Source organism: Allobosea vaviloviae (assembly GCF_001298265.1).
GTDB classification, from domain to species: Bacteria; Pseudomonadota; Alphaproteobacteria; order Rhizobiales; family Beijerinckiaceae; genus Allobosea; species Allobosea vaviloviae_B.
The window spans coordinates 73,434-99,176 of sequence record NZ_LGSZ01000025.1 but is presented as its reverse complement, the minus strand read 5'-3'; the positions used below and the strand labels follow the sequence as shown (position 1 = coordinate 99,176).

Genomic DNA, 25,743 nt, shown 5'->3' with positions numbered 1-25,743 from the left:
AGGGCCTCCTTCACGAGATGGTCGGGTCGAGCCCGACCATGACGTTCCCGTTATTCAGAACGCCTCTTCCCAGTTGCGGCTGAGCCGCATCGCCGAATTGATCATCCCGACATGGGAGTAGGTCTGGGGGAAATTGCCCCAGAGTTCGCCGCTTTGCAGGTCGGCATCCTCCGACAGCAGGCCGAAGCTGTTGCGCCGCTTCAGGATGCGGCCGAACAGCGCCTTGGCCTCCTCGCGCCGACCGATCGCATGCAGCGCATCGACATACCAGAAGGCGCAGATCAGGAAGCCGGTGTGCATGAACCCGAAATCATCCTGGGTCGCATAGCGCAGCAGGAGATCGCCGCGTGTCAGGTCGCGCCCGATCGCCTCGACGGTGGCGACGAAGCGCGGATCGTCCGCCTTGAGGAACCCCAGTTCGGCGATGAGCAGCAGGGTCGCATCAAGATCGGCCCCGCCGAAGGTCGAGACGAGATGGCCCTTCTCCTCGTTCCAGATCTGATCGAGGATCACGGCCTTGAGCCGCTTCGCCTCGCCCTTCCAGTACGCCTTGCGGTCGGCGCGGCCCAGCGTTCCCGCGATCCGCGCGAGCCGGTCGCAGGCCGCCCAGCACATCACGCTCGAGAAGGAATGCACGGCCTCCTTTTCGCGCAGCTCCCAGGGGCCGGCATCGGGCTTGTCGAAACAAGTGATGGCGAGTTCACCCATGCGTTCGAGCTGGCCGAACAGGGCTTCCTTGCCCGGCTGGATCAGGCGCTGGTCGAAGAAGGAATGCGTCGCCGCCAGCACGACCGCGCCATAGCCGTCGTTCTGGATCTGCGTCGCTGCGCCATTGCCGAAGCGCACCGGCTGATGGCCGCGATAGCCTGACAGATGGGGCGCCTCGAACTCGTCGAGCGTGCCGCCGCGCGTGATCGGATAGAGCGGCGGCAGATGCTCGGCGCCGCTTTCCGTGAAGCTGTCGACGATGTTGCTGATGAAACCGAGATAGTCCTCCATCGTCCGCGTCGTCCCCAGCCGGTTCAGGGCGTGGACGACGAAATAGGCGTCGCGCAGCCAGCAGAAACGGTAGTCCCAGTTGCGTTGCGTGCCCGGCGCCTCGGGGATCGATGTGGTCAGCGCGGCGACGATCGCGCCGGTTTCCTCGAAGGCGCACAGCTTCAGCGTGATCGCGGCGCGAATGACCTCGCGCTGATACTCGAAGGGCAGCGAGAGCGAGCGGACCCAGCCGCGCCAGTAATCCGTGGTCTTGTCGAGGAACTCGCGCGAGGTCTCCTCGATCTCGGCGCGCAACGCCTCGTCGGAGCCGATGAAGAACGAGAACGGCCGGTCTACCGCGAAGGGCACGCCATCGACGACATAGGAGATCGGCGCGTCCGTCGTCAGCCGGATGGTCTGGACGGCACCGACGAAGCGGACATGGTTTGAGCCGCGCGTGATCTCGTCGGGTTCCTGGCCGAGACCCAGGCACGGCTTGATGACGACCCGGATGCGCGGCCGGCCCGAGATGCGCCGGACCCGGCGCACCAGCTGGGGCGGGCGGAAGAAGCGCTCGTAGCGGACGAAACGGGGCGCGAAATCGAGGATTTCGATGGCATTTCCCTGGTCGTCTGACAGAACCGAGGAGAGGATCGCCGTGTTGTCGAGATAGGTCTGCTCGCACAGCGTCATGCCGACGAGCTCGATGGTGAAGACGCCCTTGCGCGGCATCGCGTCGCCGTCCGCGATCTGGTTGTCAATCAGCGCGCAGAAGACCGGGTCGCGATCGAAGCGCGGAAAGCAGCCCCAGACAATGCGCGCGCGCCGGTCGATGAGTGCCGCGATCGAGCAATTGCCGATCACGCCGAGGTCGAGCGAGGCCGAAATCGGCCCCGCATCCGTCGTCGAAACTGTCATCGTCACTCTTGTGAAAAGCTGGAGGCGGTCAGGCTGCCACGTTCGGCGGCATCAAGCAGAATGGCACGCAGCGAGGTCGGCGAGGCAATCCGGAGCTTTGCCTGCGTCTCGCCGTCTCCGATGCGGATCGTCAGCCCACCAAGCGCGTTGACCGCCTCGAAGCCGTGCTCGTCGGTGATGTCGTCGCCGATGAAGACGGGAAGGCGCCCGGCATAGGGCGCGATCTGCATCAACTGGGCGATGGCAGAGCCCTTGCTGGCTTCGGCGGGAACCAGTTCGGCGACGGATTTGCCTTCCTGGAGCCGGATGCCCGGCCCCATGCGGATGGCGACAGCGCGCATTAGCTCGAGCGCCTCGCCCTTGAGCTGTGGCGCGAGCCGCCAGTGCAACGCAACGGAGATGCGCTTGTCCTCGACGATGATCCCGACCTGGCTGTTGGCGAACCTCACCAGATCGCGCAGCGCACCGCGCATCTCCTCGGGCACGGCCGATTGCGAACGGATTTCGCCGTTCAGTCTGATCTGGGCGCCATGCAGGGCCGCCGTGTCGAAGCGATAAGGCTCAAGCGCGGCATCGAGGAAGGAGACCGGCCGACCGGATACCAGGGCGAGCGCCCCACCGAGGCTCGTGCGCAGGACATCCAGGGCGGGCGGCACGCGCCGGTCGAGCCTGACTTCGTCGGGCGAGGGCGCGATCTCCACCAGCGTCCCGTCGAAATCGAGAAAAAGCGCGATCTCCTGCGCGGTGGCGATCTTCTGCGCGGAGGTCGGCACGTCGCGGATGTCGCTGACGGCCTGGGGTTCGATCGATCTCATCATTTTAGCCTGTCTGGACACCGAAACCGGCGGAAAAGGGGCGCCGGACCGATGCCGATCCTTTTCGTCTGCTCTGCTTCCGGCATGGGCATCGGTCCTGTTCTCGACCACGCCATCGTTCGCCTTCGATCCGCCGCCGTCGCCTTGGTTTGACCGCAAGGCCGACATGGCGTCGCCGGAGATCGGCGCGCGCTCTTGGAAACATTACGTTCGCAGCAGCGTTCTGTTCCTGCCGAGGTGGCGAAAATCGGGCCGCCAAAGATCGTCCGCCTGCCCGATTACGCCACCAGGATGACAAGGAGAACAGTCCCGCCATGCGTCTCGTGATCGTCTCAAACCGCGTCACCATTCCCGACCGCCATGAAAAGGCCGCGGCGGGCGGTCTGGCGGTCGCCTTGCGGGAGGCGCTCGAAAAACAGGGTGGACTCTGGTTCGGCTGGAGCGGCGCGGTCAGCGAGGCGGCGGGGGAGCCCCGTGTCGTGCAGCGCGGCAAGGTCACCTACGCCGTCACCGACCTGACGGAGGCCGAGCGACAGACCTATTATCTCGGCTTCTCCAACCGCGCGCTGTGGCCGATCATGCATTACCGGCTCGGCCTGACCGAGTTTTCACGGGCCGACTACGCAGGCTACCTCGCCGTGAACCGGCGTTTCGCCAAGGCACTGATGGCGCTGCTGCAGCCCGACGACATCATCTGGATCCACGACTACCACCTGATCCCGCTGGCGGCCGAACTGCGCCGCCGCGGCGTCACCAACCGCATCGGCTATTTCCATCACATCCCCTGGCCACCGGCCGAGGTCTTCGGCGCGCTGCCCTTCGCCGCCACTCTCGTCAACACGCTCGCCTCCTATGATCTCGTCGGCATGCAGACGGCAATCGACGTCGGCAATCTGATCGGCGGCCTCGTCTCGATGTGCGGAGCCAAGAGCGACGGGCGGCATGTCCGGGTGGGCCGCCGCGAGACGGTGGTGCAGGCCTTCCCGATTGGCATCGACGTCGAGGCCTTCCGCAAGCTCGCGGCCGCATCCGTGCGCTCGGCCACGACCCCGCTGAAGACGACGCGGCAATCGCTCGGCGAGCGCAAGCTGGTGGTGGGCGTCGATCGGCTCGACTACTCCAAGGGCATCGTCCAGCGCCTGGAGGCCTTCGGGCAATTCCTGCGCAGCCATCCCGAGCAGCGCGGCCGCGTCGGCATGCTCCAGATCGCGCCGCCCTCGCGCTCCGACGTGCCCGAATATGCCGAACTCGACCGGCAGTCCGATGAGGTTGCCGGGCGGCTGAACGCGGCGCTCGGCGAATTCGACTGGACGCCGATCCGCGTCGTCAAGAAGACCTATTCCCGTAATGCCCTGGCGGGCTTCTACAGGCGCGCCCAGGTCGGGCTGGTGACGCCGATGCGCGATGGCATGAACCTCGTCGCCAAGGAATATATCGCGGCGCAGGATCCAGCCGATCCCGGCGTGCTGGTGCTGTCGCGTTTCGCCGGCGCGGCTCAGCAGATGGGCGAGGCGCTGATCGTCAACCCCTACGACACCCACGAGGTCGCGGAGGCGATCCGGACCGCGCTCGCCATGCCGAAATCCGAGCGCATCCGCCGCTTCGAGCGCCTCTACGCCACGATCGACCAGACCGATATCGGCTGGTGGACGCAGCGCTACCTCGATGCGCTATCAGGCCGAGACGCGATGCCGGCCGAGATCGCGCCGCCCGCGAAACCCGAGCCGGCTGCGGTTGCGCGCAAGCGCAAGTCCGCTCAGGCCAAACCGGCCAAAGCCAAATCGTCCAAAGCAAACTCTGCCAAGGCTGGATCCGCCGGCAAGACGCCGGCCCGCCGCGTGGCGACCAAGACCGCGCTAGCGAGCACCGTGGCGCCATCCTGATGTCCGGCCTACATGGCGCCGGTCTCGACGGTCTCGGTCCCGGAGAAGATTATCCGCCTGACCCGGTCGATCGCGCGACATCCCTCCCCTTTGCGCAGCCGGGCTTGCCGAACCCGGGTTTGCCTCGCTAGAAGGCGGCGACAGGGCGGCACCGCTTGCGACTCGGCCGCGACAGGTGTCAGGGTCTGCGATGGCTGCCGGTCGCGACGGCCGGGGGCGGCAGGCGGAGGACGTCAGATCGATGCGAGGCGCTCACGGAGGATCGGGCGTTCTGCTGCGCCGCCTCCGCGAGGTGATGGCGGCGTCGATCAGTCCGCAGGAGCGGCTGGACCGGCTCGTCGTCCTGATCGCGGGCAATCTCGTCGCCGAGGTTTGCTCCGTCTACGTCCTGCGCGAGGACGGCTCGCTCGAACTCTATGCCACCGAAGGCCTCAACCGCGAGGCGGTCCATCTCACCACGATGCGGGCAGGCGAAGGCCTCGTGGGTCTGATCGCGCGCGAGGCCGAGCCGCTCGCGCTCTCGGATGCGCAGAACCATCCGGCCTTCTCCTACCGGCCCGAGACGGGCGAGGAAATCTACCGCTCCTTCCTCGGCGTGCCGATCCTGCGAGGCGGCGCGGTCATGGGCGTGCTCGTCATCCAGAACCGTGCCTCGCGCCTCTACAGCGAGGAGGAGATCGAGACGCTGCAGACCACCGCCATGATCATGGCGGAGATGATCGCGGCCGGCGGGTTGAAGTCGCTGGCGGCGCCGGGAGCCTCGATCGGGCTCGACCGTCCGATCCATGGCATCGGCGTCTCGCTGGCCGACGGTGTCGGCCTCGGCCATGCCGTGCTGCACGAGCCGCGCGTGGCGATCACCAACCTGATCGCCGAGAATCCAGCAGCCGAAGTCCAGAGGCTCGAGGCCGCGATCGCCCAGATGCGCGCCTCGATCGACGAGTTGATCGAGCGCGGCGACGTCGCCCATATCGGCGAGCATCGCGACGTGCTCGAGACCTTCCGCATGTTCGCCCATGATCAGGGCTGGCTGCGGCGCATGCGCGAGGTCGTGCTGACCGGCCTGACCGCCGAGGCCGCGGTCGAGCGCGTCCAGTCCGACACCCGCGCCAAGATGCTGCGCCAGACGGACCCCTATCTGCGCGAACGCCTGCATGATCTCGACGACCTCGCCAACCGGCTGCTGCGAACGCTGGTCGGCAAGGCCAATGGCGTCGCCCGCGAGGAGTTGCCCGAGAACGCCATCCTGATCGCCCGCTCCATGGGGCCGGCCGCGCTGCTGGACTACGACCGTGCTCATCTGCGCGGCCTCGTGCTGGAGGAGGGCGGCCCGACCAGCCACATCGCCATCGTGGCGCGCGCGCTCGGCATCCCCGCCGTCGGCGAGATCGTCAATGCCACCGCGCTGATCCAGTCGGGCGATGCCGTCATCGTCGACGGGCAGGCCGGCGAGGTCCAGATCCGCCCCCAGCCGGACGTCGAGAACGCCTACAAGGACAAGGCGCGCCTGCGTGCCCGCAAGCAGGAGCAGTACCGCAAGCTCAAGAGCCAGCCCGCGGTCACCAAGGACGGCGTGCCGATCGTGCTCCAGATCAATGCGGGTCTCCTGGTCGATCTGCCCAATCTCGACGCCACGGCAGCGGCCGGCATCGGCCTGTTCCGGACCGAGCTGCAGTTCATGGTGGCCGAGCACATGCCGACGACCGCCGAACAGCAGGCGCTCTACGCCGCCGTTTTGGAGCAGGCGCAAGGGCGGCCGGTGACCTTCCGCACGCTCGACATCGGCGGCGACAAGGTGCTGCCCTATATGGAGCGCATCGAGGAGGAGAACCCGGCGCTCGGCTGGCGCGCCATCCGCATCGGGCTGGACAGGCCGCGCCTGCTGCGGGCGCAGGTCCGGGCCCTGCTGCGCGCCGGCTCGGGCCGCGACATGAAGATCATGCTGCCGATGATCGCGACCGTGGACGAGTTCCAGCGCGCACGCACCATCGTCCGGCGCGAGCAGGCGATGCTGGAGAAGCAGGGCCATGTCCCCCCGCTGAGCCTCCAGCTCGGCGTGATGGTCGAGGTGCCCTCGCTGCTGTTCGAGCTGCCGGAGATCGTGCGCGAGGCCGATTTTCTCTCGATCGGCACCAATGACCTGATGCAGTTCCTCTTCGCCGCCGATCGCGAGAACAAGCGCGTCGCCGACCGCTTCGATCCGCTGGGCGTCGGCGCGCTGCGGGCGCTGCGCAGCATCGTCGAGGCCGCGGCGGAGGCGAAATGCCCGATCACCGTCTGCGGCGAGATGGGCGGCAAGCCGCTGGAGACGATGGTGCTGATCGGGCTGGGGTACCGCGCCTTCTCGATGTCGGCGGCCTCGATCGGTCCGGTCAAGGCCATGCTGCGCGCGCTCGATGCCGGCAAGCTCGCCGAGCGGCTCGACTGGATGCTGGCGGCGGGTGAGGGTTCGACCAACCTGCGCCCGCAGCTCGCCGCCTTCGCCACCGAGTTCAAGGTTCCGGTCTAGCGACGCTTTCGAGCCCGCCCGAGCCTCCCGCTGTCCCTGTTTTCGAGTTTTTGCATGTCCCTTCAGCTTCCGCAGGATCGTCTCGACGCCATCGTGGCGCGCCACGCTGCCGCCTCGGCCGAGATCAACACTGCCGCGGAAGCCGCGCGCACCGTCGAGCTCGCCAAGGAGCTGTCCGAACTCGATCCAGTGGTCTCCGCCATCGCGACCTGGCGGCAGGCACAGACCAGCCTGGCCGAGGCCGAGGCCCTGATCGACGATCCTGCGACCGACGCCGATTTCCGCGAACTCGCCTATGAGGAGCGCGACGCCGCCCGCATCGAGATCGACGACCGCGCCCGTGAGATCCTGATCGCGCTGCTGCCGAAGGATGCCGCCGACGAGCGCGGCGTCATCCTCGAGATCAGGGCTGGCACCGGCGGCGACGAGGCCTCGCTCTTTGCCGGCGATCTGCTGCGCATGTACCAGCGCTATGCGGCCCAGAAGAGCTGGTCCGTCGACATCCTCTCCGAGAGCGAGGGCACGGTCGGCGGCTTCAAGGAGGTCATCGCCGAGATCGCGGGCAAGGGCGTCTATGCCAGGCTGAAATACGAATCCGGCGTGCACCGCGTCCAGCGCGTGCCCGATACCGAAACGAGCGGCCGCATCCACACCTCGGCTGCGACCGTCGCCATGCTGCCGCTGGCCGGCGACGTCGATATCGTTCTCAACGACAGCGAGATCCGCATCGACACGATGCGTGCCGGAGGTGCGGGTGGCCAGCACGTCAACAAGACAGAATCGGCCGTCCGCCTGACCCATATCCCGACCGGCATCGCCGTCGTCGTGCAGGACGAGCGCTCGCAGCACAAGAACAAGGCGCGCGCCTATGATCTGCTGCGCGCGAAGCTCTATGATATCGAGCGCGGCCGGGTCGATGCCGAGCGCTCCGCCGACAGGCGCTCGCAGATCGGTTCGGGCGACCGCTCGGAGCGCATCCGCACCTATAATTTCCCGCAAGGGCGCGTCACCGACCACCGCATCAATCTGACGCTCTACAAGCTCGACGAAATGATGCAGGGGCTGGTGCTGGACGATATCATCGATGCCCTGACCGCCGAGCACCAGGCCCGGCTGCTGGCCGACGCGACAATCGCCTGACGCCATGAAACCTCTCAGCCCCTCCAGCGTTGTTTTGGCATCGATGACACAACAGGGGGGACCCTCCGATGACCAAGATTTTCTCGACGATCGCAATGGCCGGTCTGATGGCGGGCGTGCTGGCGGTTCCGGCTTATGCCCAGAGCACGGGACAACGGGTCGAGCGATCGCTGGAAAGGGGCATGAAGCGCGCGACCTCGGGCGAGCCTGCCGCGCTCAACAAGGCGATGACCCAGTCCCAGGCGCGTCGTGCCTGCCAGTCGGAGATGCGGGGCTCTCGCGAGAGCAGGTCCTCGATCAGGATCAAGATGCGCAACTGCGTCATCCAGAAGACGCAGGGCAACTGATCCGGTCGACAGTTCCGGCCCCTGACGCGCCCACGATAGCGCAGGCGCGTCGCGAGCTTGCAGAGCGATTGCGCGAGGGCGGCAGCGAAAGCGCCGCCCTCGAAGCGCGCGTGCTGATGGAGGCGGTTGCCGGCGAGCGCGATCCGGACCCTTTCGGCAGGCTCGATCCCGATGCCACGGCCCGGCTGGAGGCCTTTGCGGCACGCCGTCTGTCCGGCGAGCCGGTTTTTCGGATCATCGGCGAGCGTGAGTTCTGGGGGCTGCCCTTCGCTTTGTCGAAGGCGACGCTGGAGCCGCGCCCCGACAGCGAGACCTTGGTCGAGGCGGCTCTGGATTGCATCGGCGACCGCCGGCAGGAGCCGTTCTCGGTTCTCGACCTTGGAACGGGCACGGGTTGCCTGCTGATCTCTGTCCTCAGCGAATGTCGCGCTGCGACAGGCCTCGGCGTCGATCTGTCTCCTGATGCCTGCGAGACCGCGCAGCACAACGCCGTCGTGAACAGCGTGTCCGAGCGCGTCAGCTTCGTGCAGGGTTCCTGGACGACAGCTCTCGACCGGCGCTTCGATCTGATCCTGTCCAATCCGCCCTATATCCCGACCGCTGAGATCGCGACGCTGGACGTGTCCGTGCGAGATCATGATCCCATGCTCGCGCTCGATGGCGGCGCCGACGGCCTGGCTCCCTACCGCATCTTCGCCAGGACGCTGCCCGATGTCCTGGCCCCTCAGGGGATTGTCGTGCTCGAGATCGGCGCAGGACAGGAGCAGGATGTGATCGCGCTGATGACGCAGGGCGGCTTTGCCTGGCGCGGGTCGCGCCGCGATCTCGGTGGCCACCCGCGCGCCCTGATCTTCGGTTATGCCCTGAAATAGTGCGGGCAATGGTGCGATTTGGCTTGGCGCAGCGCGCAAAAGCCGCTATGCACAATTTAGCCGAAGCTGGTGTCGTCAGCACGGAGCCGTGGTTCATGCCATTGGCGACCGGTCGTTCCTCCGGACATGTCCGCGGATCGATGGAACTGACAAGCCAGATTGGATACCGAAGGCGTCGAGGCGCCAATCGGCTCATGGGACTGAAGGTCCCTTTTTGGAAAGAGCGCGTGAAGACCAGGAACGGCGTAACGCCACTTCAGGTCACTTTTATCCGGCGCAGCGCCGCAACCCGCTGCGCACCGGAACGTGCACGATGACCCCACGGTTGCCTTGAGCATAGAGCGCGAGATTCACGCGAATGAGACCAGGTCAGAACCGGCGCATGCGCGGCCGTAACAACAATAACAATAACAACAATAACAACAATGGCGGTGGAAACCGCAAGGCGCCGAACCCGCTTCAGCGGAGTTACGAGTCGAACGGGCCCGATGTGAAGGTGCGCGGCACGGCTCAGCACGTTGCCGAGAAGTATCTGCAGCTGGCGCGCGATGCCCAGTCGTCGGGAGACCCGGTCGCGGCTGAGAACTACTTCCAGCATGCCGAGCATTATTATCGGATTCTGCTGGCTGCGCAGGAACAGATGGCCCAGCAGTTCGGCCACAGCTTCCCGCCGAATCGCGCCTTCAACGATGATGGCGAGGATGGCGAGGAAGAGGGCGACGACGAGAACCAGACCTTCCAGCAGGGCGGCCCGCAGCCTGACCTGCGCAACGCCCCGCAAGGCGGCAACGGCAACGGATACAACGGCAACGGCAATAGCGCCCCGCGCCAGGACGGCGATGGCGGCGACGGCCAGGCCAATGGCCAGCGCTTCGACCGTCAGCCGCGCAACAATGATCGCCCCCAAGGCGACCGAAACAACAACGACCGAAACAACAACGATCGCAACAACAACCGTCGCTTCGACCGGAACGATCGCCCCGAGCGTCCTCGTTTCGATCGCCAGGAGGGCGGGCAGAACGTCCAAGGCGGATACGCCCCGCGTCCCGACGCGCCGCGCTCGGATATTCCGGTGCAGGGCGAGCAGCCCGAGGCCGTGCCGCAGCCGGCTCAGGCCGAGCGCCGCTTCGAGCGTCCCGAGCGTGGACCGCGCCCCGAGCGGCGTCCGCGCCGTGATCGCGATGTCGAGGCGGATGCCGACCAGGGCGATGATGTCGCCGCGCTGCCGTCCTTCCTGACGACGCCGGTGCGCGTGCCGGTGGCGGTCGCGGAGCCCGCTCCGGTCGCCGTCGAGGCGGCTGCGCCGGATGCTCCCGAGGCGGTTTCGACCGAGGGCGCTCCCAAGCGGCCGCGCCGCCGCCGTTCGCCGCGCGAGGTCATGGACGCGCTCGGCTCCGAGAGCGACGGCACCACCGAGTGATCCGCGGCAAACGCTGACATTGACAGATCAAGGGGCCCGCGAGGGCCCCTTTTTCGTGCGCGCGGCAATTCGCGGGTGAGGGGACGGCGCCCGCTCAGGAGATGCCGAGCGCGGCCGGCACGTCTTCGATGTCGAACTGCTCGCCCTCCGCCAGCCGGCCTCCTTTGAGAATCCGGCAGTAGATGCCGCAATCGACATGGCCAAAGGCGGTCAACAGTGCCTTGGGCAGTTGCAGGTCGCGGGCTCCGGTCTGCGGATCGACATTGGTCGCCGCGCAGCGTTCGATCCGCTTGAGGACCTGCAGCCTGACGCCCGACGCTGTCTCCAGCTCCCGGCCGACGAGATCGAGCTCAGTCCAGGCATCGAGCCCCTCGACCATGATATTGCCGCGGAAACGCAGCGGGTCGATGGGAAGACCGATGCGCGCCTCGAGGTCGGCGACGCTGGCGAGGTTGATGATCGAGACGAAGCCGGATCGGGAATCCGTGAAGCGGTAGCCTTCGGGCGCCTGCAGCAGGCGGGGCGTTCCGCGCAACGCGCCGGGCATGAAGCCTTCGAAGAAGCCGGTGATGCGCTCCCGACCCTCCGGCGACGTCGTGCTGGCCCGCAGCATCTCGCCTCCGGCCCCCGCGATGACGAGGTCGCCGGTCGCGTCATCATAGCGCGTGCGCAGCGTCGCAAGCACCTCATTGCGCATCAGCATCAGGTACTTGATCTTCGGCTGGTGCACCGGCTCCGCCGGATCGAAGCCCGACGGGCCGTTCTCGATCGCAAACAGGCGGTCGCCGGGGAAATACGCCCCCTCCTCGAGAATGGCGGAGGTCACGGGTTCCGGCGACAGGCCCTTGACGGGGTAGCGATAGAGGGAGGCGATGCGCATGGGGTTGATCCGCAGTTCGATCGGACCGACAGGATAGCGCGAGAGCGATTCACGGATCGATCAAATCCTCGCATGGATGTCATCAGCTGCGGGAAATACGGGTCCTGACAGCGCCCTCTTCCACCTCCGGCAGATCGGCGACCGAGCGCTGGCAGCCCCAGCCGGCCAGCACGGCGTCGGTGTCGTCGACCACGAAGAAACGCGCCGCCTCGCGGTCATAACCGTCGGCGAGCAGATGCTCGTAATCGGTATGGACGTGGCGGACATGGCTGCCGAGCGCCAGCCAGAGGGCGGTTGTCGGCGGCAGATCCTTCATGTGGCGGCGCTCCGCCAGGGCGACCACGGCCTGCGCGTCGGCGAGCGGAATGCCCGGCGCCAGCGCCCGAAGCGCCTTGCGGATCGATTGCTGTCGTTGCGTTCCGGCCATGTCGAGAAAGTGGTCCGACGATTTGACGCGCGTCAATGCTTTGCAAGCCGCCGCCCCTTACGTTGCGCAGATGCCACACCTATCTCTGTGAGCGAAGGACGTCCCTGAGGGAGTCCTATCCTGAAGATGGGCAACCGGACAGCGTCGCCACGGGGCGCGCCGGTGGGCGGAGCGACGTAAAGACATGAACATCGAGAAATACACCGACAGGGCCAAGGGCTTCCTCCAGGCGGCCCAGACCATCGCCTTGCGCGAAGGCCACCAGCAGTTCACGCCCGAGCACCTGCTCAAGGCGCTGCTCGACGACAGTGAAGGCATGGCGGCCGGGCTGATCGACCGCTCCGGCGGCAATGCCAAGCTCGCGCTGCAACTCACCGACGCGGCGCTCGCCAAGCTGCCCAAGGTCAGCGGCGGATCGGGTGGGCTCAACCTGACGCCGGCATTGGCCCGCGTGTTCGACACGGCCGAGAAGGCCGCCGACAAGGCCGGCGACTCCTTCGTCACGGTCGAGCGGCTGCTGCTCGCGCTGGCAGTCGAAAAGGACACCGAGGCGGGCAAGGTGCTCGCGCGCGCCGGCATCACGCCGCAAAATCTCAACGCCGCCGTCGAGGCGATCCGCAAGGGCCGCACGGCCGATTCCGCATCGGCCGAGCAGTCCTACGACGCGCTGAAGAAATATGCTCGCGATCTCACCGCCGCCGCCCGCGAGGGCAAGCTCGACCCGGTCATCGGCCGCGACGAGGAGATCCGCCGCACCATTCAGGTGCTCTCGCGCCGGACGAAGAACAACCCCGTCCTGATCGGCGAGCCCGGCGTCGGCAAGACCGCGATCGCCGAGGGCTTGGCGCTGCGCATCGTCAATGGCGACGTGCCCGAAGGCCTCAAGGACAAGGAGCTGCTGTCGCTCGACATGGGCTCGCTGATCGCGGGCGCAAAATACCGCGGCGAGTTCGAGGAGCGCCTCAAGGCGGTGCTGAACGAGGTCTCCGCAGCCGAGGGCGGCGTCATCCTGTTCATCGACGAGATGCACACGCTCGTCGGCGCCGGCAAGAGCGACGGCGCCATGGACGCGTCGAACCTGCTCAAGCCCGCTTTGGCGCGCGGCGATCTGCACTGCATCGGCGCGACCACGCTCGACGAGTATCGCAAATATGTCGAGAAGGACGCCGCCCTGGCCCGGCGCTTCCAGCCCGTCTTCGTCGATGAGCCAAGCATCGAGGATACGGTCTCGATCCTGCGCGGCCTCAAGGAGAAGTACGAGCAGCACCACCGCGTCCGCATCACGGATTCGGCGCTGGTCTCGGCCGCGACCCTGTCGAACCGCTACATCACCGACCGCTTCCTGCCCGACAAGGCGATCGACCTGATCGACGAGGCTTCGGCGCGGCTGCGCATGCAGGTCGACTCCAAGCCCGAGGAACTCGACTCGATCGACCGCGAGATCGTGCGCCTCAAGATCGAGCAGGAGGCCTTGAAGAAGGAGAACGACGCCGGCTCGAAGGAGAGGCTGAAGCGGCTCGAATCCGAGCTGGCCGATCTCCAATCGCGCTCTGATACGATCACCGCGAAGTGGAAGGCCGAGAAGGACAAGCTCGGCGCCGCAGCCGAACTGAAGACCAAGCTCGACGCCGCCCGCAACGAACTGGCGCAGGCGCAGCGCAAGGGCGAATACCAGCGCGCCGGCGAACTCGCCTATGGCGAGATCCCGCAGCTCGAGAAGACCCTGGCCGAGATCGAGGCCATCGGCGACGGGTCCGGCATGGTCGAGGAAGCCGTCACATCCGACCACGTCGCGCAGATCGTCAGCCGCTGGACCGGCGTGCCGGTCGACCGGATGCTCCAGGGCGAGAAGGAGAAGTTGCTGCGGATGGAAGAGGTGCTGGCCGCCCGCGTCGTCGGGCAGCGCGAAGCGGTCGAGGCCGTTTCGACGGCGGTCCGTCGTGCGCGCGCCGGCTTGCAGGACCCCAACCGCCCGATCGGCTCCTTCATGTTCCTCGGCCCCACCGGCGTCGGCAAGACCGAGCTGACCAAGGCGCTGGCGTCGTTCCTGTTCGACGACGACACCGCCATGGTGCGCCTCGACATGTCCGAATACATGGAGAAGCACTCGGTCGCCCGGCTGATCGGCGCACCTCCAGGCTATGTTGGCTATGAAGAGGGCGGGGCGCTCACCGAAGCCGTGCGCCGCCGGCCCTATCAGGTCGTGCTGTTCGACGAGGTCGAGAAGGCCCATCCGGACGTGTTCAACGTCCTGCTCCAGGTGCTCGACGACGGACGCCTGACCGACGGCCAGGGCCGCACGGTCGACTTCCGCAACGTCCTGATCATCATGACCTCGAATCTGGGCTCCGAGTATCTGGTGAACCAGCCCGAGGGGCAGGACAGCGAGGAGGTCCGCGACGAGGTCATGGGCGTGGTCAGGCAGGCCTTCCGGCCGGAGTTCCTGAACCGCATCGACGACATCATCCTGTTCCACCGGCTGCGGCGGGAGGATATGGGCGCGATCGTCGATATCCAGATGACCCGCCTCGCCAAGCTGCTGACCGACCGCAAGATCGTGCTGGAGCTGTCGAGCGAAGCCCGCCAGTGGCTGGCCGACAAGGGCTACGATCCGGCCTATGGCGCCCGCCCGCTCAAGCGCGCGATCCAGAAGTCGGTTCAGGATCCGCTGGCCGAACTGCTGCTGGCCGGAAAGATCGTCGACGGCCAGACCGTGCCGGTCACGGTGGGGCCGGCGAGCCTGATGCTGGGCGACATCGCGGCGGTGAAGGAAAAGCGGCCGGCGGGCGTGCCGCTGAATTGATGCGGCTGAGGCCTCGTCATCCTCGGGCGGCGCGCAGCGCCGACCCGGGGATCTCGGGCCGGACCAATCTCCGGCAGGAGATGCTCGGGTCTTCGCCCGAGCATGACGTGGTCACCCCCGCTTCAGCAAGAACACCGCCTGCGCGCCGAACAGGTTCCAGAACCACCAGGGCGCGCTGACGCCGACCTTGCCGCCGGCGGCGTCGAGCGCGACCGCGCGCTCCTTGACCGCGCCGATCGTGTCGCACAGCGTCACGAAATCGCGGATCGTGCAGAAATGGATGTTGGGCGTATCCCACCAGGAATAGGGCAGGGAATCCGTTACCGGCATGCGGCCGAGGAAGAAGACCTGGCTGCGCATCCGCCAATGTCCGAAATTCGGAAAGGAGATGATGGCGCGCCGGCCGATCCGCAGCATCTGCTCCAGCACGAGGCGCGGATCACGCGTCGCTTGGATCGTCTGGGACAGGATCACGTAGTCGAAGGAATCGTCAGGGTAGGCGGCAAGATCAGTGTCGGCGTCGCCCTGGATCACCGAGAGGCCGCGCGCGACGCAGCCCGCCACGCCCTCGCGCGACAATTCGATCCCGCGCGCATCGACGCCGCGCGTTTCTGCCAGCAGGGCGAGCAATTGTCCGTCGCCGCAGCCGACATCGAGCACGCGCGAGCCCGGCGCCACCATCTCGGCGACGAGTTTGAGGTCGATGCGGTTGGTCTGGGTGTCGAGAGGCGTCAAGCGGATCTCCACCTGTCATTCCGGGGCGGCCCGAAGGGCCGAACCCGGAACCCACGACCGGGTGAGCCCGATCGAACGAGGATGATGCCGCATGGAGCCCAGTCGTGGGTTCCGGGTTCTTCGCTGCGCGAAGCCCCGGAATGACAAGGGTTGGCGCTCGCCATCAAATCCCCCGCGCCCGTGCCGCCGCGCCGATGAAGCCGCGCGTCGTGGCAAACAGGTTGGGCTCCTCCAGCAGGAAGGCGTCGTGGCCCTTGTCGCTTTCGAGTTCGACGAAGGAAACGGAGGCGCCGGCCGCGTTCAGCGCATGCACGATGGCGCGGGAATCGCTGGTCGGGAACAGCCAGTCGGAGGTGAAGGACGCGACGCAGAAGCGCGTCTTGGTCCCTGCGAAGGCCTTGGCCAGGATGCCGTCATGGTCGGCGGCGAGGTCGAAATAATCCATCGCCCGCGTGACGTAGAGATAGGAGTTGGCGTCGAAGCGCTCGACGAAGGAGAGCCCCTGATAGCGCAGATAGCTCTCGACCTGGAAATCCGCGTCGAAGGAGAAGGTCGGCGCTTCCCTGTCCTGCAGCTTGCGGCCGAACTTGCGATGCAGGGCGGGCTCCGAAAGATAGGTGATATGCGCGCCCATCCGCGCGACCGAGAGCCCCTTGGAGGGCCGCGTGCCCTCTTCGAGATAGCGCCCGCCGCGCCATTCCGGATCGGCCATCACCGCCTGGCGGCCGACCTCGTGGAAGGCGATGTTCTGGGCCGAATGCTTGGCGGCCGTCGCCAGCGGCAGCGCCGAGAACACCCGCTCGGGATAGCTCGCCGCCCATTGCAGCACCTGCATGCCGCCCATAGAGCCGCCGGCGACGCAAAACAGCGTCTCGATGCCGAGCGAGTCGATGAGATGCCGCTGTGCCCGCACCATGTCGCGGATCGTCACCACCGGAAAGGCCAGGCCCCAGGGCTTGCCCGTCTGCGGGTGGGTCGAGGCAGGGCCGGTCGTGCCGGTGCAGCCGCCGACGACATTGGCGCAGATCACGAAGAAGCGGTCGCTATCGACGGGCTTTCCCGGGCCGACCATCGCCGTCCACCAGCCGCCCTTGCCGGTGATCGGGTTGCGGCTCGCGACATGCTGGTCGCCCGTCAAGGCATGGCAGACCAGGATGGCGTTGGATTTCGCCGCGTTCAATGTCCCGTAGGTCTGGTAGGCGATCTGCCAGTGATCGAGCGCGACGCCGCAATCCATCAGCAGCGGCGTATCGGGGCCGAAGCGTGCAACCTCGCTGGTGGGCTCGTTCGCTTCCTTCAGCGGATCGGCCAGGCTTGCAGAAAAATCGTTCATACGTGTCCGCTTTGACGGGATCGTTTGTCTTGCCGGTCAGCTTGTTTGAAAGATAGAACTCTAGCGATGCCGCGACGCGCGCGTTCTGTCAACGCGGCGATGCGCCCTGCGGCTTTGCCAAGGGGCGAAGGGAGCGCTAAGAGCCTAGCCCACATCCGTCGGGCTTTTCCTCACAATCGCGCTGTCATCATGACCCAGGTTGCTCCCACCACCCAAGCCGCTCCGACGACTCTTGCCGATCTGCGCGCCGGGATCGATCGCATCGATGCGGAAATGCATGCGCTGCTGATGGAGCGTTCCTCGATCATCGAGACATTGATCTCGGTCAAGAAGACGCAGGCCTCGGGCTCGGCCTTCCGCCCCGGCCGCGAGGCCGACATGATGAAGCGCCTGGCGCTGCGCCATAAGGGCCTGCTGCCGCTCGACACCATCGAGGGCATCTGGCGCATCATCATCGCCACCTTCACCTATGTGCAGGCGAACTATGCGGTTCATGCCGACGTGTCCGGCGGCGATGCGGCGATGCGCGATTCCGCCCGCTTCCATTTCGGCTTCACCGTGCCCTTCGTCACCCATGAGGATGCGCGCGCCGTCATCCGCGCCGTGGCGGAATCCGCTGGCGATCTCGGGATCTTTCGCATGGACCAGGGCGCCAGCGCCGGCATCTGGTGGCGCGACCTGATCGGTGCCGACGCGCCGAAGATCATTGCGCGGCTGCCCTTCATCGAACGGCCCGACCACCCGGCCGGAACACCGGTCTACTGCATCGCCAAGCCGCTGGCCGATGCGGCGGTGCGCGAGATCGTGCTTTATGCCGCCCGCGTCGAGCGCTGGTCGGAAACCTTGCGGGCCGGGCTTGCCCAGCATCTGGCCGAGGTCTCGGCCTCCGCAGCCGACGGCTCGCATCTCTCGCTGCTGGTCGCGGCGTCCGGCGAGGTCGATCAGGCCGCGATCCGCCGCTCGCTGGAGCCCGCTGGCCTGAGCGACTTCGCCGAGATCGGCAGCCACGCCGCCCGCTTCGCCTTCAAACCCGTCCGTTCGTAAGTCCGCATGCTCCTGATCTGACCATCCTCAACGCCGTCATCCCGGGCGACCGTAGGGAGACCCGGGATCCATGCCGGAACCGTTCAGGCATGGATCCCGGATCTCCGCTTCGCTCCGTCCGGGATGACTGCGCGGGGATAGAACCCGAAAGCCGAGACCATGTCCGCAGCCTCCCGCCCCATGCCCCGTCCCGGCGTCCTCGACATCGAGGCCTATGTTCCCGGCAAGTCGGCCGCTCCCGCCGGCGTCAAGCTGCACAAGCTCTCCTCCAACGAGACCCCGCTCGGCCCGAGCCCCAAGGCGGTCGAGGCCTATGGCAGGATCGCCGGCAAGCTCGAACTCTACCCGGACGGCTCCTCGACCAAGCTGCGCGAGGCGATTGCCAGCCGCTACGGCCTCGACGCCGGCCGCATCCTCTGCGGCACCGGCTCGGACGAATTGCTCCAACTCATCACCAAGGCCTATCTCGGCGATGGCGACGAGGGCGTCTTCACGCAGCACGGCTTCCTCGTCTACCGCATCGCCATCCTGGCGGCGGGCGGCAAGCCCGTCGTCGTCGACGAGACGAACTTCACAGCCGATGTCGATGCCATCCTCGCCGCGGTGACGCCGCGCACGAAGATCGTCTTCCTCGCCAATCCCAACAACCCGACCGGCACCTATCTGCCCTTCGACGAGGTCAAGCGCCTGCATGCCGGGCTGCCCGCCGACGTGTTGCTGGTGCTGGATGCGGCCTATGCCGAATATGTCCGCCGCAACGACTACGCCTCGGGCCTCGAACTCGTCGCCGAGAGCGAGAACGTCGTGATGACGCGCACCTTCTCGAAGATCTACGGCCTCGCCAATCTGCGCATCGGCTGGATGTACGGCCCCGCTCACATCATCGACGCGCTCGAGCGCATCCGCGGCCCGTTCAACGTCAACGGCGCGGCGATAGAGGCCGGTGCTGCGGCCATCGCCGACGAGGCCCATGTCGCGGCCGCCATCGAGCACAACGACACATGGCTGGCCTGGACCACCGCCGAGCTGGAAAAGCTCGGCCTGACCGTCACCCCTTCGGTCGGCAACTTCCTCCTGATCCATTTTCCGACGACGCCGGGCAAGACGGCGAAGGAGGCGGACGCCTTCCTGACACAGCGCGGCCTGATCCTGCGCGGCGTCGGCTCCTACGGTCTGCCGGGCGCGCTGCGCATGACCATCGGCACGCAGGAGCAGAACCGCCTCGTCGTCGCGGCGCTCGGCGAATTCCTGGCGGCATGATGGCGCCCGTTCCGCAGAGCTTCGCCCCGCGCCGTGACGAGCCGCTGTTCGGGCGTCTCGCGATCATCGGCATCGGCCTGATCGGCTCGTCGATCGCCCGTGCGGCGAAGGACCTGAACCTCGCCGGGCGCGTCCTCCTCTATGACCGCGACGAGGCCGTGCGCCAGCGCGCCCGCGAACTCGGCCTCGGCCATGAGGTTGCGGAGACGGCGGCCGAGGCCGTGCGCGACGCCGACCACATCGTGCTCTGCGTGCCGGTGGGCGCCTGCGGCACGGTCGCGGCCGAGATCGCCTCGGCGTTGAAGCCGGGCGCAATCCTGTCGGATGTCGGTTCGGTCAAGAAATCCGTGGTCGAGGCGGTGCTGCCGCATCTGCCCGAGGGCGTGCATTTCGTCCCGGCCCACCCCGTCGCCGGTACCGAGAACTCCGGCCCCGATGCCGGTTTCCCGAGCCTGTTCCTCAACCGCTGGTGCATCCTGACGCCGCCCGAGGGCACGCACGAGACGGCGATCGCCCGCACCCGCCAGTTCTGGGAGGGCATGGGCGCGATCGTCGAGATCATGACGGCGAGCCATCATGATCTGGTGCTCGCCGTCACCAGCCATCTGCCGCATCTGATCGCCTACAACATCGTCGGCACGGCGGAGGATCTGGCGGCGGTGACGCAGTCGGAGGTGATCAAGTTCTCGGCCGGCGGCTTCCGCGATTTCACCCGCATCGCGGCCTCCGACCCGACGATGTGGCGCGACGTCTTCCTGCACAACAAGGATGCAGTGCTGGAGATGCTCGGCCGCTTCAGCGAGGATCTCGCGGTGCTGACCCGCGCCATCCGCTTCGGCGACGGCGACACCCTGCACAAGCACTTCACCCGCACCCGCGCCATCCGCCGCGGCATCGTCGCGCTCGGCCAGGAAAAGCCCGAGACGGAGAAGCTGCGCAAGGACTGACACAAGGGCGGACTGACGCCGGCGCGGACGGACGAAAGCAGGGGGGCGGACGAAAAAGCCGGGGTTTCCGGCGCGAGCCCGCGCCATCGCCTTGCCAAGAACTCGCCTTGCCAAGAATCGGCCGGGCTGGTAGAGGCTGCCGCGTCGCCGCTTTAGCTCAGCTGGTAGAGCACCTCATTCGTAATGAGGGGGTCGGGGGTTCGAATCCCTCAAGCGGCACCACTCCTTCTCTTAAATTTTGCCCCAAAGTCAGGTCTTTAGGTCCTGACATTCGACGCCCTGGGTTATGCTCGGGGTCATCCGCATGTCCAGTATCACCATCGCCCTCGGGCTTCCTCTTCAACAATCCTTGCCGGGCGCTTGGCCTACAAGTTTTGCTGCCGGCCTTTCAAAAGGGCCGGTAAAGGTCCATCGCTGTCGTTCGAAGTCGCAATGCCGGGTTTGAGCCACAGAGGTCTGGAATGACGGTTCTTGGTCTAAGCGTGAGGCTATATCTCGTTGACGGTTCGCCTACTGGGGTACTAACCGCAGAAATCATGAACTGGACCGGTCATGTGCTTGTCGCGCCCCGGTCCCGGCTAGGCGATGCTCTTCAACGTGATGAGGCAAGCAGGACGGGCGTATATTTCCTTGTCGGTGACGATCCCGAGCAGCCCACAAAGTCTCGAGTCTACATTGGTGAGGGAGACAGCGTTGTCGATCGCATCAAGTCGCACGCCAAGGACTCAGCCAAGGATTTCTGGAATCGTGCTTGCTTGGTGACCTCCAAGGACATGAACCTGACGAAGGCTCACGTTCGCTACCTTGAGAACCGGTTCATCGATCTCACGAAGCAGGCAGATCGCGCCAATGTAGCCAACGGCAACGAGCCGAGCCCGAAGGCTTTACCAGAGAGCGATATCGCTGACATGGAGTTCTTCATTTCGCAGGTGCAAGTCGTTCTTCCTGTTGTTGGATTTGACTTTCTGCGGCCTAAGGCCAAACCTACATTCAGCGACAGTATCCCCGTGAGCGCTCCGGCGACCGCATCTTCGCTGGAGCTAGTGCTCGCGAGCAGCAAGCACGGCTACGAGGCTCGGGCAATCGAGCTTGATGGTGAATTCACGGTCCTTGCCGGTTCACGAGCAACGACCAAGAGTGACTTTGTATCGAATGGTTATGGCCCGCTTCGTCAGCAGCTCATCAAGGACAATCGCATCGTCCCGAGCGCTGACCCCCAATTTCTAGAGTTTGCCGAGGATGTCGCATTCCCTAGTGCGAGCGCGGCAGCGGCGGTGATCACCAACCGCAATACCAATGGCAGGACAGCTTGGCGTCTAGTTCGGACCAATCAGACACTCAAGGAATGGCAAGATGCGCAACTAGGCCTAGTTTTCGATCTATAGAATAAGATATTCATCGCCTCGCGTCGTGGGTCTTGGCTAAAACGGATCCCCTTTCTCTGTGATAATGGGTTTTAGAATCCAAAAAATGAAGGGTCATATTCAGAAAACTACATGCCTTTTATCAAAACGGATGCGATAGGCGCCATTCCCAATCTCTCGCAGCGTCATCGGAGCCGGCCTTGCTCAGCGAGCGAGCACGCGCGATGCTGCCCATCTCTTCAGCACCACCCTGCCGCGTTTTGCGCCCCGCCTGCGATTGCCCGGGGATTTTTTTGATGCCATGAATTGGTTCCCGGAGGAACTAATTCCATGCCTAGCCTGCCGCATGCCGATCTTATTCTCCAGAACGGTCCAGTCTATCTCGGGCTGAAGGAGGGTTACGCCTCGGCTGTCGCGCTCTGGGCGGGCAAGGTTCTGGCGACGGGCACACCCGCCGATATGGCGCCGCTGATCGGCCCGGGCACGAAGGTGATCGAGCTTGCCGGCCGCATGGCGACGCCTGGCCTCTACGAGGCGCATCTGCATCTGCTGCCGCTCGGGTTGACGATGAAGGAGCTCGATATCCGGCCGCGCTTCGTGCGCACGCTCGACGGTCTGCTGGAGATGATCGCGCAGGCGGCGGCCAAGGCGAAACCCGGCGAATGGATCCTGGCGCGCGGCTACGACCATTTCGAGCTCGACGTGAAGCGCCATCCGCATCGCACGGAGCTCGACCGCGCCGCGCCGAACAACCCCGTCTACATCGTGCGCGCCTGCGGCCATCTCTCCGTCGCCAACTCGCTGGCGCTGAAGCTCGCCGGCGTCGACGAGAAGACCCCCGTTCCCGCCGGCGGCGCGATCGAGCAGGTCAATGGTGTGCTCACCGGGCTGATGGCCGAGAACGGCCGCGACGCGATCAAGCAGGTCATCCCCGATCCGAGCGACGAGGAGCTCGTCGCGGCGATCGAGCGGGCAGGGCGCTATTGCAACTCGTTCGGCATCACCTCGGTCATGGATGCCGCAGTGGGCATGCGCTCGCGCTACCGCGAGGTCGCGGCCTACCGCACGGCGCAGCGCACGGGCCGCCTGCCGGTGCGCACCAATATGTGCCTGCTCGGCGGACATAACGGCATCGTCGAGCAGTGCTTCGCCGACGGGCTGGTGACGGGAGCAGGCGACGACTGGCTCAGCGTCGGCCCGGTCAAGATCTTTACCGATGGCTCGGCCGGCGGGCGCACTGCGGCGATGAGCCTGCCCTATCTCGGCGAGCCGGAGACGAAGGGCATCTTCTGCCTGACCGATGCCGAGATGGACGCGCTGACCCGCGACTACCACGCCAAGGGCTATCAGCTCGCGGTGCATGCCATCGGCGATGCCGCGATCGAGCAGACGCTGAACGCGATGGAAAACGGGCTGAACGATCACCCCGATCCTGATCGCCGCCACCGCATCGAGCATTGCGGCTTCAACTCGAAGGAGCAGATCGCCCGCATGGTCCGGCTCGGCATCGAGCCCGTGCCGCAGCCGGTCTTCATCTATGATTTCGGCGATCTCTATCTCTCGGTGCTGGAGGCCGAGCGCGTCGACGCCTGCTATCCGATGCGGGATTGGATCGAAGCCGGGCTGAAGCCCGCCGCCTCCTCCGATGCGCCGGTCTGCGACGCGAATATCTGGCCCAACATCTACACCATGCTGACCCGCAAGACCGCGCGCGGCACGGTGATTTCGCCGGACCAGACCCTGACGATCGACGAGGTCATCTCCGCCTACACCGAGTTCGGCGCCTATGTGAACCGCTGCGAAGAGAGTCGCGGCCGCCTCCTGCCGGGAATGGCCGCCGACGTCGCGATCTTCTCGCGCGACCTGTCTCAGGCGACGCCGGAACAGCTCTTGCACGAAACCCGCTGCGACATGACGATCATCGCGGGCAAGGTGGTGTACGAGGCGGGAGCGTGATGAGTGTGATCCCGGCGTTGTTGGTGTTTGGCAGGGAACCTCCCCGTCATCCCGGACAAGCGGCGCAGCCGCGCCGATCCGGGACCCATTCCGGAACGGCTCAGGCATGGATCCCGGATCTCCGCTTCGCTGCGTCCGGGACGACGATGCGTTTCCGAGACAAAGCGATGAGCGGCGCTCGCCCATGCTGAACCACATCGCCCAGCGCGTCGCCATGTCGGTGCCGGTGCTGCTCGGCGTGCTGCTGTTCGGCTTCCTGCTGCTGCAACTGGTGCCGGCCGACCCTGCCGCCATCGTCGCCGGGCCGACCGCGAGCCCCGAACTGGTCGAGCAGATCCGTCGGGATCTCGGCCTCGACCGGCCGATCTTCGTGCAGTTCGGCATCTATCTCGCCCGCGTGCTGCAGGGCGATCTCGGCGTCTCGCTGATCTCCAACACCAGTGTCATCGCCGAACTCGGCGAGGCAATCGGCCCCACCGCCGAACTGATGTTTGCCTGCCTGATCTGGGCCGTGCCGCTGGGCATCGCGCTCGGCACCATCGCGGCGGTCTATCGCGGCCGCCTGCTCGACCGGGTCGTGATCGCGATCTCGGTCGCCGGCGTCTCGACGCCCGTGTTCTTCATCGGCCTGATCCTGATGCAATACATCGGCTACCACTGGGGGCTGCTGCCGTTCATCGGCCGCGGCGGGCCGCTCTGGAGCGTTGAGGGGCTCGCGGCCATCGCCCTGCCGGCACTGACGCTCGGCCTCGTCTTCATCGGCCCGATCGCGCGGATGACCCGCACGGCCGCGCTGGAGGTGCTGAGCGCCGACCATGTCCGCACCGCCCGCGCCAAGGGGCTCTCGGAGCGCGCCGTGGTGCTGCGCCATGTCCTGCGCAACGCGCTGATCCCGGTGGTGACGCTGATCGGTCTTCAGGCCGGCTATCTCCTCGGCGGCGCCGTCGTCACCGAGACGATCTATTCTTGGCCCGGTGTCGGCCGGCTCGCCGTGGGCGCGATCCTGGCGAGTGATTTTCCGCTGGCGCAGGGCGCGATCCTGGTGCTGGCGCTGGCCTTCCTCATCATCAATCTCATCGTCGACATGCTCTATGCCGTGCTCGATCCGCGGGTGGACAAACATGGCTGACATCGCCGTCACCGCCCCCGTCGCCAGCCGCCCGCTCGCCGCCTTCGGCCGCCGCATCCTGCGCGACAAGCTCGCTTTGCTGGCGGCGGTCCTGCTGCTGCTGATCGTGCTGGCGGCGCTGTTTGCTCCCTGGCTCGCCCCCTTCGACCCCTACAACACCACCCGCCGCCCCTTCATCCCGCCGGTCTGGAGCGCGGGCTCGCTGCCGCAGCACTGGCTCGGGACGGATGGGCAGGGCCGCGACATGCTCTCGCGCCTGCTCTACGGCACGCGGCTGACGCTGGTGATGGGCCTGGCCTCGATCGTCATCGGCGGGGGCTTGGGCGCTCTGGTCGCGCTGCTTGGCGTCTATTACCGCCGGCTCGACCCCTACATCATGCGCGCCGCCGACATCCTCTTGTCCTTCCCGGCGATCCTGCTCGGCCTGGCGCTGGCCGCCGTCGTCGGCCCCGGCCTGACGGCGATCGTGATCGCGCTCTCGATCGCAACCATCCCCGATGTTGCGCGCATCACCCGCAGCGCCGCCATCGTCATCATGGGGCAGGACTACATGGAGGCTGGCCGCGCCATGGGCCTGCCGGACCGGACGCTGATCTGGCGCTACCTCGCGCTGAACTGCCTGTCGCCGGTCTTCGTTTTCATGACCCTGCGCTTCGGCCAGATCATCTTGATCGGCGCGGCGCTCTCCTTCCTCGGGCTCGGCGTGCGTCCGCCGGAGGCGGAACTCGGCATGATGGCTTCGCTCGGCCGCGACGCGCTGTTCTTCGCGCCGCATATCTCGCTTTTGCCAAGCCTTGTGATCATCGCCATCGTGCTCTGCGTCAATCTGCTGGGCGACGCCCTGCGCGACCTGCTTGATCCGCGGATGCGCAACCAGTGAATGAGCAAAGCGCCCCATTTCACGCGGTCATCCCGGGCGCAGCGAAGCGAAGACCCGGGATCCATTCCGGAGCGCCAGCCGGAGAGGTTCCGGAATGGATCCC

Annotated in this window: 20 protein-coding genes, 1 tRNA gene and 1 pseudogene; 16 read left to right on the top strand and 6 right to left on the bottom strand. The window is 66.3% G+C overall.

Annotated elements, in window-relative coordinates:
• Positions 1 to 54: 54 nt before the first annotated feature.
• Positions 55 to 1,896 (bottom strand): glycoside hydrolase family 15 protein, encoded by a 1,842-nt coding sequence (locus AE618_RS05880; RefSeq protein ID WP_054208115.1) that lies wholly within the window; start codon positions 1,894 to 1,896, stop codon positions 55 to 57.
• Positions 1,897 to 1,898: 2 nt separating this feature from the next.
• Positions 1,899 to 2,711, bottom strand: coding sequence for a trehalose-phosphatase (gene otsB, locus AE618_RS05875; protein ID WP_248310766.1), 813 nt, complete (start codon positions 2,709 to 2,711; stop codon positions 1,899 to 1,901).
• 314 nt (positions 2,712 to 3,025) lie between these two features.
• Here otsB and AE618_RS05870 point away from each other — a divergent pair, with 314 nt between their 5' ends.
• From AE618_RS05870 to AE618_RS28410, 7 genes and pseudogenes are all read left to right on the top strand, one after another.
• Positions 3,026 to 4,594 carry an alpha,alpha-trehalose-phosphate synthase (UDP-forming) gene (locus tag AE618_RS05870; protein WP_054208113.1) on the top strand — a complete coding sequence of 523 codons (1,569 nt, stop codon included), beginning with the start codon at positions 3,026 to 3,028 and terminating at the stop codon, positions 4,592 to 4,594.
• 241 nt (positions 4,595 to 4,835) lie between these two features.
• Entirely contained in the window at positions 4,836 to 7,103 is a 2,268-nt protein-coding gene (gene ptsP, locus AE618_RS05865; protein WP_054208112.1) for a phosphoenolpyruvate--protein phosphotransferase, read from the top strand.
• 54 nt (positions 7,104 to 7,157) lie between these two features.
• Complete coding sequence (gene prfA / locus AE618_RS05860; protein WP_054208111.1) at positions 7,158 to 8,243, top strand: peptide chain release factor 1; 1,086 nt, start codon at positions 7,158 to 7,160, stop codon at positions 8,241 to 8,243.
• A gap of 68 nt (positions 8,244 to 8,311) precedes the next feature.
• Positions 8,312 to 8,590 (top strand): hypothetical protein, encoded by a 279-nt coding sequence (locus AE618_RS28770; protein WP_248310765.1) that lies wholly within the window; start codon positions 8,312 to 8,314, stop codon positions 8,588 to 8,590.
• Positions 8,560 to 9,462, top strand: coding sequence for a peptide chain release factor N(5)-glutamine methyltransferase (prmC, locus tag AE618_RS05855; RefSeq protein WP_349236425.1), 903 nt, complete (start codon positions 8,560 to 8,562; stop codon positions 9,460 to 9,462). Before AE618_RS28770 ends, prmC begins: the two co-directional genes overlap by 31 nt.
• A 358-nt stretch (positions 9,463 to 9,820) precedes the next feature.
• Positions 9,821 to 10,042 (top strand): annotated as a pseudogene (locus AE618_RS27830) (DUF4167 domain-containing protein); the annotation flags it as partial.
• 492 nt (positions 10,043 to 10,534) lie between these two features.
• Positions 10,535 to 10,882 (top strand): hypothetical protein, encoded by a 348-nt coding sequence (locus AE618_RS28410; protein ID WP_197280690.1) that lies wholly within the window; start codon positions 10,535 to 10,537, stop codon positions 10,880 to 10,882.
• A 94-nt stretch (positions 10,883 to 10,976) separates the two neighbouring features.
• Here AE618_RS28410 and AE618_RS05845 read toward each other — a convergent pair whose 3' ends face one another.
• Together AE618_RS05845 and AE618_RS05840 are read right to left on the bottom strand one after the other, a co-directional pair.
• Entirely contained in the window at positions 10,977 to 11,762 is a 786-nt protein-coding gene (locus AE618_RS05845; RefSeq protein ID WP_054208109.1) for an MOSC domain-containing protein, read from the bottom strand.
• 82 nt (positions 11,763 to 11,844) lie between these two features.
• Positions 11,845 to 12,225 (bottom strand): DUF2293 domain-containing protein, encoded by a 381-nt coding sequence (locus AE618_RS05840; protein WP_349236424.1) that lies wholly within the window; start codon positions 12,223 to 12,225, stop codon positions 11,845 to 11,847.
• Positions 12,226 to 12,373: 148 nt separating this feature from the next.
• On the opposite strand from AE618_RS05840, the gene clpB reads away from it, so the two are divergent.
• The gene (gene clpB, locus AE618_RS05835) at positions 12,374 to 14,992 is read left to right on the top strand and encodes an ATP-dependent chaperone ClpB (protein ID WP_054208108.1); all 2,619 of its coding nucleotides are present in this window, start codon (positions 12,374 to 12,376) and stop codon (positions 14,990 to 14,992) included.
• Positions 14,993 to 15,103: 111 nt separating this feature from the next.
• Here clpB and metW read toward each other — a convergent pair whose 3' ends face one another.
• Together metW and metX are read right to left on the bottom strand one after the other, a co-directional pair.
• Entirely contained in the window at positions 15,104 to 15,727 is a 624-nt protein-coding gene (gene metW / locus AE618_RS05830; protein WP_282568490.1) for a methionine biosynthesis protein MetW, read from the bottom strand.
• Positions 15,728 to 15,890: 163 nt separating this feature from the next.
• Entirely contained in the window at positions 15,891 to 17,060 is a 1,170-nt protein-coding gene (gene metX / locus AE618_RS05825) for a homoserine O-acetyltransferase MetX (protein WP_054208107.1), read from the bottom strand.
• Positions 17,061 to 17,249: 189 nt separating this feature from the next.
• Here metX and AE618_RS05820 point away from each other — a divergent pair, with 189 nt between their 5' ends.
• The 8 genes from AE618_RS05820 to AE618_RS05785 all read left to right on the top strand — a co-directional run bounded on the left by AE618_RS05820 (position 17,250) and on the right by AE618_RS05785 (position 25,640).
• A complete protein-coding gene (locus AE618_RS05820) occupies positions 17,250 to 18,104 on the top strand; it encodes a chorismate mutase (RefSeq protein ID WP_054208106.1) in 855 nt (284 codons plus the stop codon).
• 159 nt (positions 18,105 to 18,263) lie between these two features.
• Positions 18,264 to 19,364, top strand: coding sequence for a histidinol-phosphate transaminase (gene hisC / locus AE618_RS05815; RefSeq protein WP_054208105.1), 1,101 nt, complete (start codon positions 18,264 to 18,266; stop codon positions 19,362 to 19,364).
• Positions 19,361 to 20,311 (top strand): prephenate/arogenate dehydrogenase family protein, encoded by a 951-nt coding sequence (locus tag AE618_RS05810; RefSeq protein WP_248310763.1) that lies wholly within the window; start codon positions 19,361 to 19,363, stop codon positions 20,309 to 20,311. The genes hisC and AE618_RS05810 overlap by 4 nt, the downstream gene beginning before the upstream one ends.
• A gap of 146 nt (positions 20,312 to 20,457) precedes the next feature.
• Positions 20,458 to 20,533, top strand: a tRNA-Thr gene (locus AE618_RS05805).
• A gap of 314 nt (positions 20,534 to 20,847) precedes the next feature.
• Positions 20,848 to 21,696 carry a GIY-YIG nuclease family protein gene (locus tag AE618_RS05800; RefSeq protein ID WP_248310762.1) on the top strand — a complete coding sequence of 283 codons (849 nt, stop codon included), beginning with the start codon at positions 20,848 to 20,850 and terminating at the stop codon, positions 21,694 to 21,696.
• A 309-nt stretch (positions 21,697 to 22,005) separates the two neighbouring features.
• Positions 22,006 to 23,631: an amidohydrolase gene (locus tag AE618_RS05795; RefSeq protein ID WP_054208103.1), complete on the top strand. Its 1,626-nt coding sequence runs from the start codon at positions 22,006 to 22,008 to the stop codon at positions 23,629 to 23,631.
• A 184-nt stretch (positions 23,632 to 23,815) separates the two neighbouring features.
• Positions 23,816 to 24,760, top strand: a complete 945-nt coding sequence (locus AE618_RS05790; protein ID WP_054208102.1) for an ABC transporter permease — start codon at positions 23,816 to 23,818, stop codon at positions 24,758 to 24,760.
• Positions 24,753 to 25,640 carry an ABC transporter permease gene (locus tag AE618_RS05785; RefSeq protein ID WP_054208101.1) on the top strand — a complete coding sequence of 296 codons (888 nt, stop codon included), beginning with the start codon at positions 24,753 to 24,755 and terminating at the stop codon, positions 25,638 to 25,640. The genes AE618_RS05790 and AE618_RS05785 overlap by 8 nt, the downstream gene beginning before the upstream one ends.
• Positions 25,641 to 25,743: the final 103 nt, after the last annotated feature.

What these genes read in the sequence shown, in the direction of transcription:
- AE618_RS05880 (WP_054208115.1), bottom strand. Translation starts at nt 1,896, where the DNA reads ATGACAGTTTCGACGACGGATGCGGGGCCGATTTCGGCCTCGCTCGAC.
- otsB (WP_248310766.1), bottom strand. Translation starts at nt 2,711, where the DNA reads ATGAGATCGATCGAACCCCAGGCCGTCAGCGACATCCGCGACGTGCCG.
- AE618_RS05870 (WP_054208113.1), top strand. Translation starts at nt 3,026, where the DNA reads ATGCGTCTCGTGATCGTCTCAAACCGCGTCACCATTCCCGACCGCCAT.
- ptsP (WP_054208112.1), top strand. Translation starts at nt 4,836, where the DNA reads ATGCGAGGCGCTCACGGAGGATCGGGCGTTCTGCTGCGCCGCCTCCGC.
- prfA (WP_054208111.1), top strand. Translation starts at nt 7,158, where the DNA reads ATGTCCCTTCAGCTTCCGCAGGATCGTCTCGACGCCATCGTGGCGCGC.
- AE618_RS28770 (WP_248310765.1), top strand. Translation starts at nt 8,312, where the DNA reads ATGACCAAGATTTTCTCGACGATCGCAATGGCCGGTCTGATGGCGGGC.
- AE618_RS05845 (WP_054208109.1), bottom strand. Translation starts at nt 11,762, where the DNA reads ATGCGCATCGCCTCCCTCTATCGCTACCCCGTCAAGGGCCTGTCGCCG.
- clpB (WP_054208108.1), top strand. Translation starts at nt 12,374, where the DNA reads ATGAACATCGAGAAATACACCGACAGGGCCAAGGGCTTCCTCCAGGCG.
- metX (WP_054208107.1), bottom strand. Translation starts at nt 17,060, where the DNA reads ATGAACGATTTTTCTGCAAGCCTGGCCGATCCGCTGAAGGAAGCGAAC.
- AE618_RS05820 (WP_054208106.1), top strand. Translation starts at nt 17,250, where the DNA reads ATGACCCAGGTTGCTCCCACCACCCAAGCCGCTCCGACGACTCTTGCC.
- hisC (WP_054208105.1), top strand. Translation starts at nt 18,264, where the DNA reads ATGTCCGCAGCCTCCCGCCCCATGCCCCGTCCCGGCGTCCTCGACATC.
- AE618_RS05810 (WP_248310763.1), top strand. Translation starts at nt 19,361, where the DNA reads ATGATGGCGCCCGTTCCGCAGAGCTTCGCCCCGCGCCGTGACGAGCCG.
- AE618_RS05800 (WP_248310762.1), top strand. Translation starts at nt 20,848, where the DNA reads ATGAACTGGACCGGTCATGTGCTTGTCGCGCCCCGGTCCCGGCTAGGC.
- AE618_RS05795 (WP_054208103.1), top strand. Translation starts at nt 22,006, where the DNA reads ATGCCTAGCCTGCCGCATGCCGATCTTATTCTCCAGAACGGTCCAGTC.
- AE618_RS05790 (WP_054208102.1), top strand. Translation starts at nt 23,816, where the DNA reads ATGCTGAACCACATCGCCCAGCGCGTCGCCATGTCGGTGCCGGTGCTG.
- AE618_RS05785 (WP_054208101.1), top strand. Translation starts at nt 24,753, where the DNA reads ATGGCTGACATCGCCGTCACCGCCCCCGTCGCCAGCCGCCCGCTCGCC.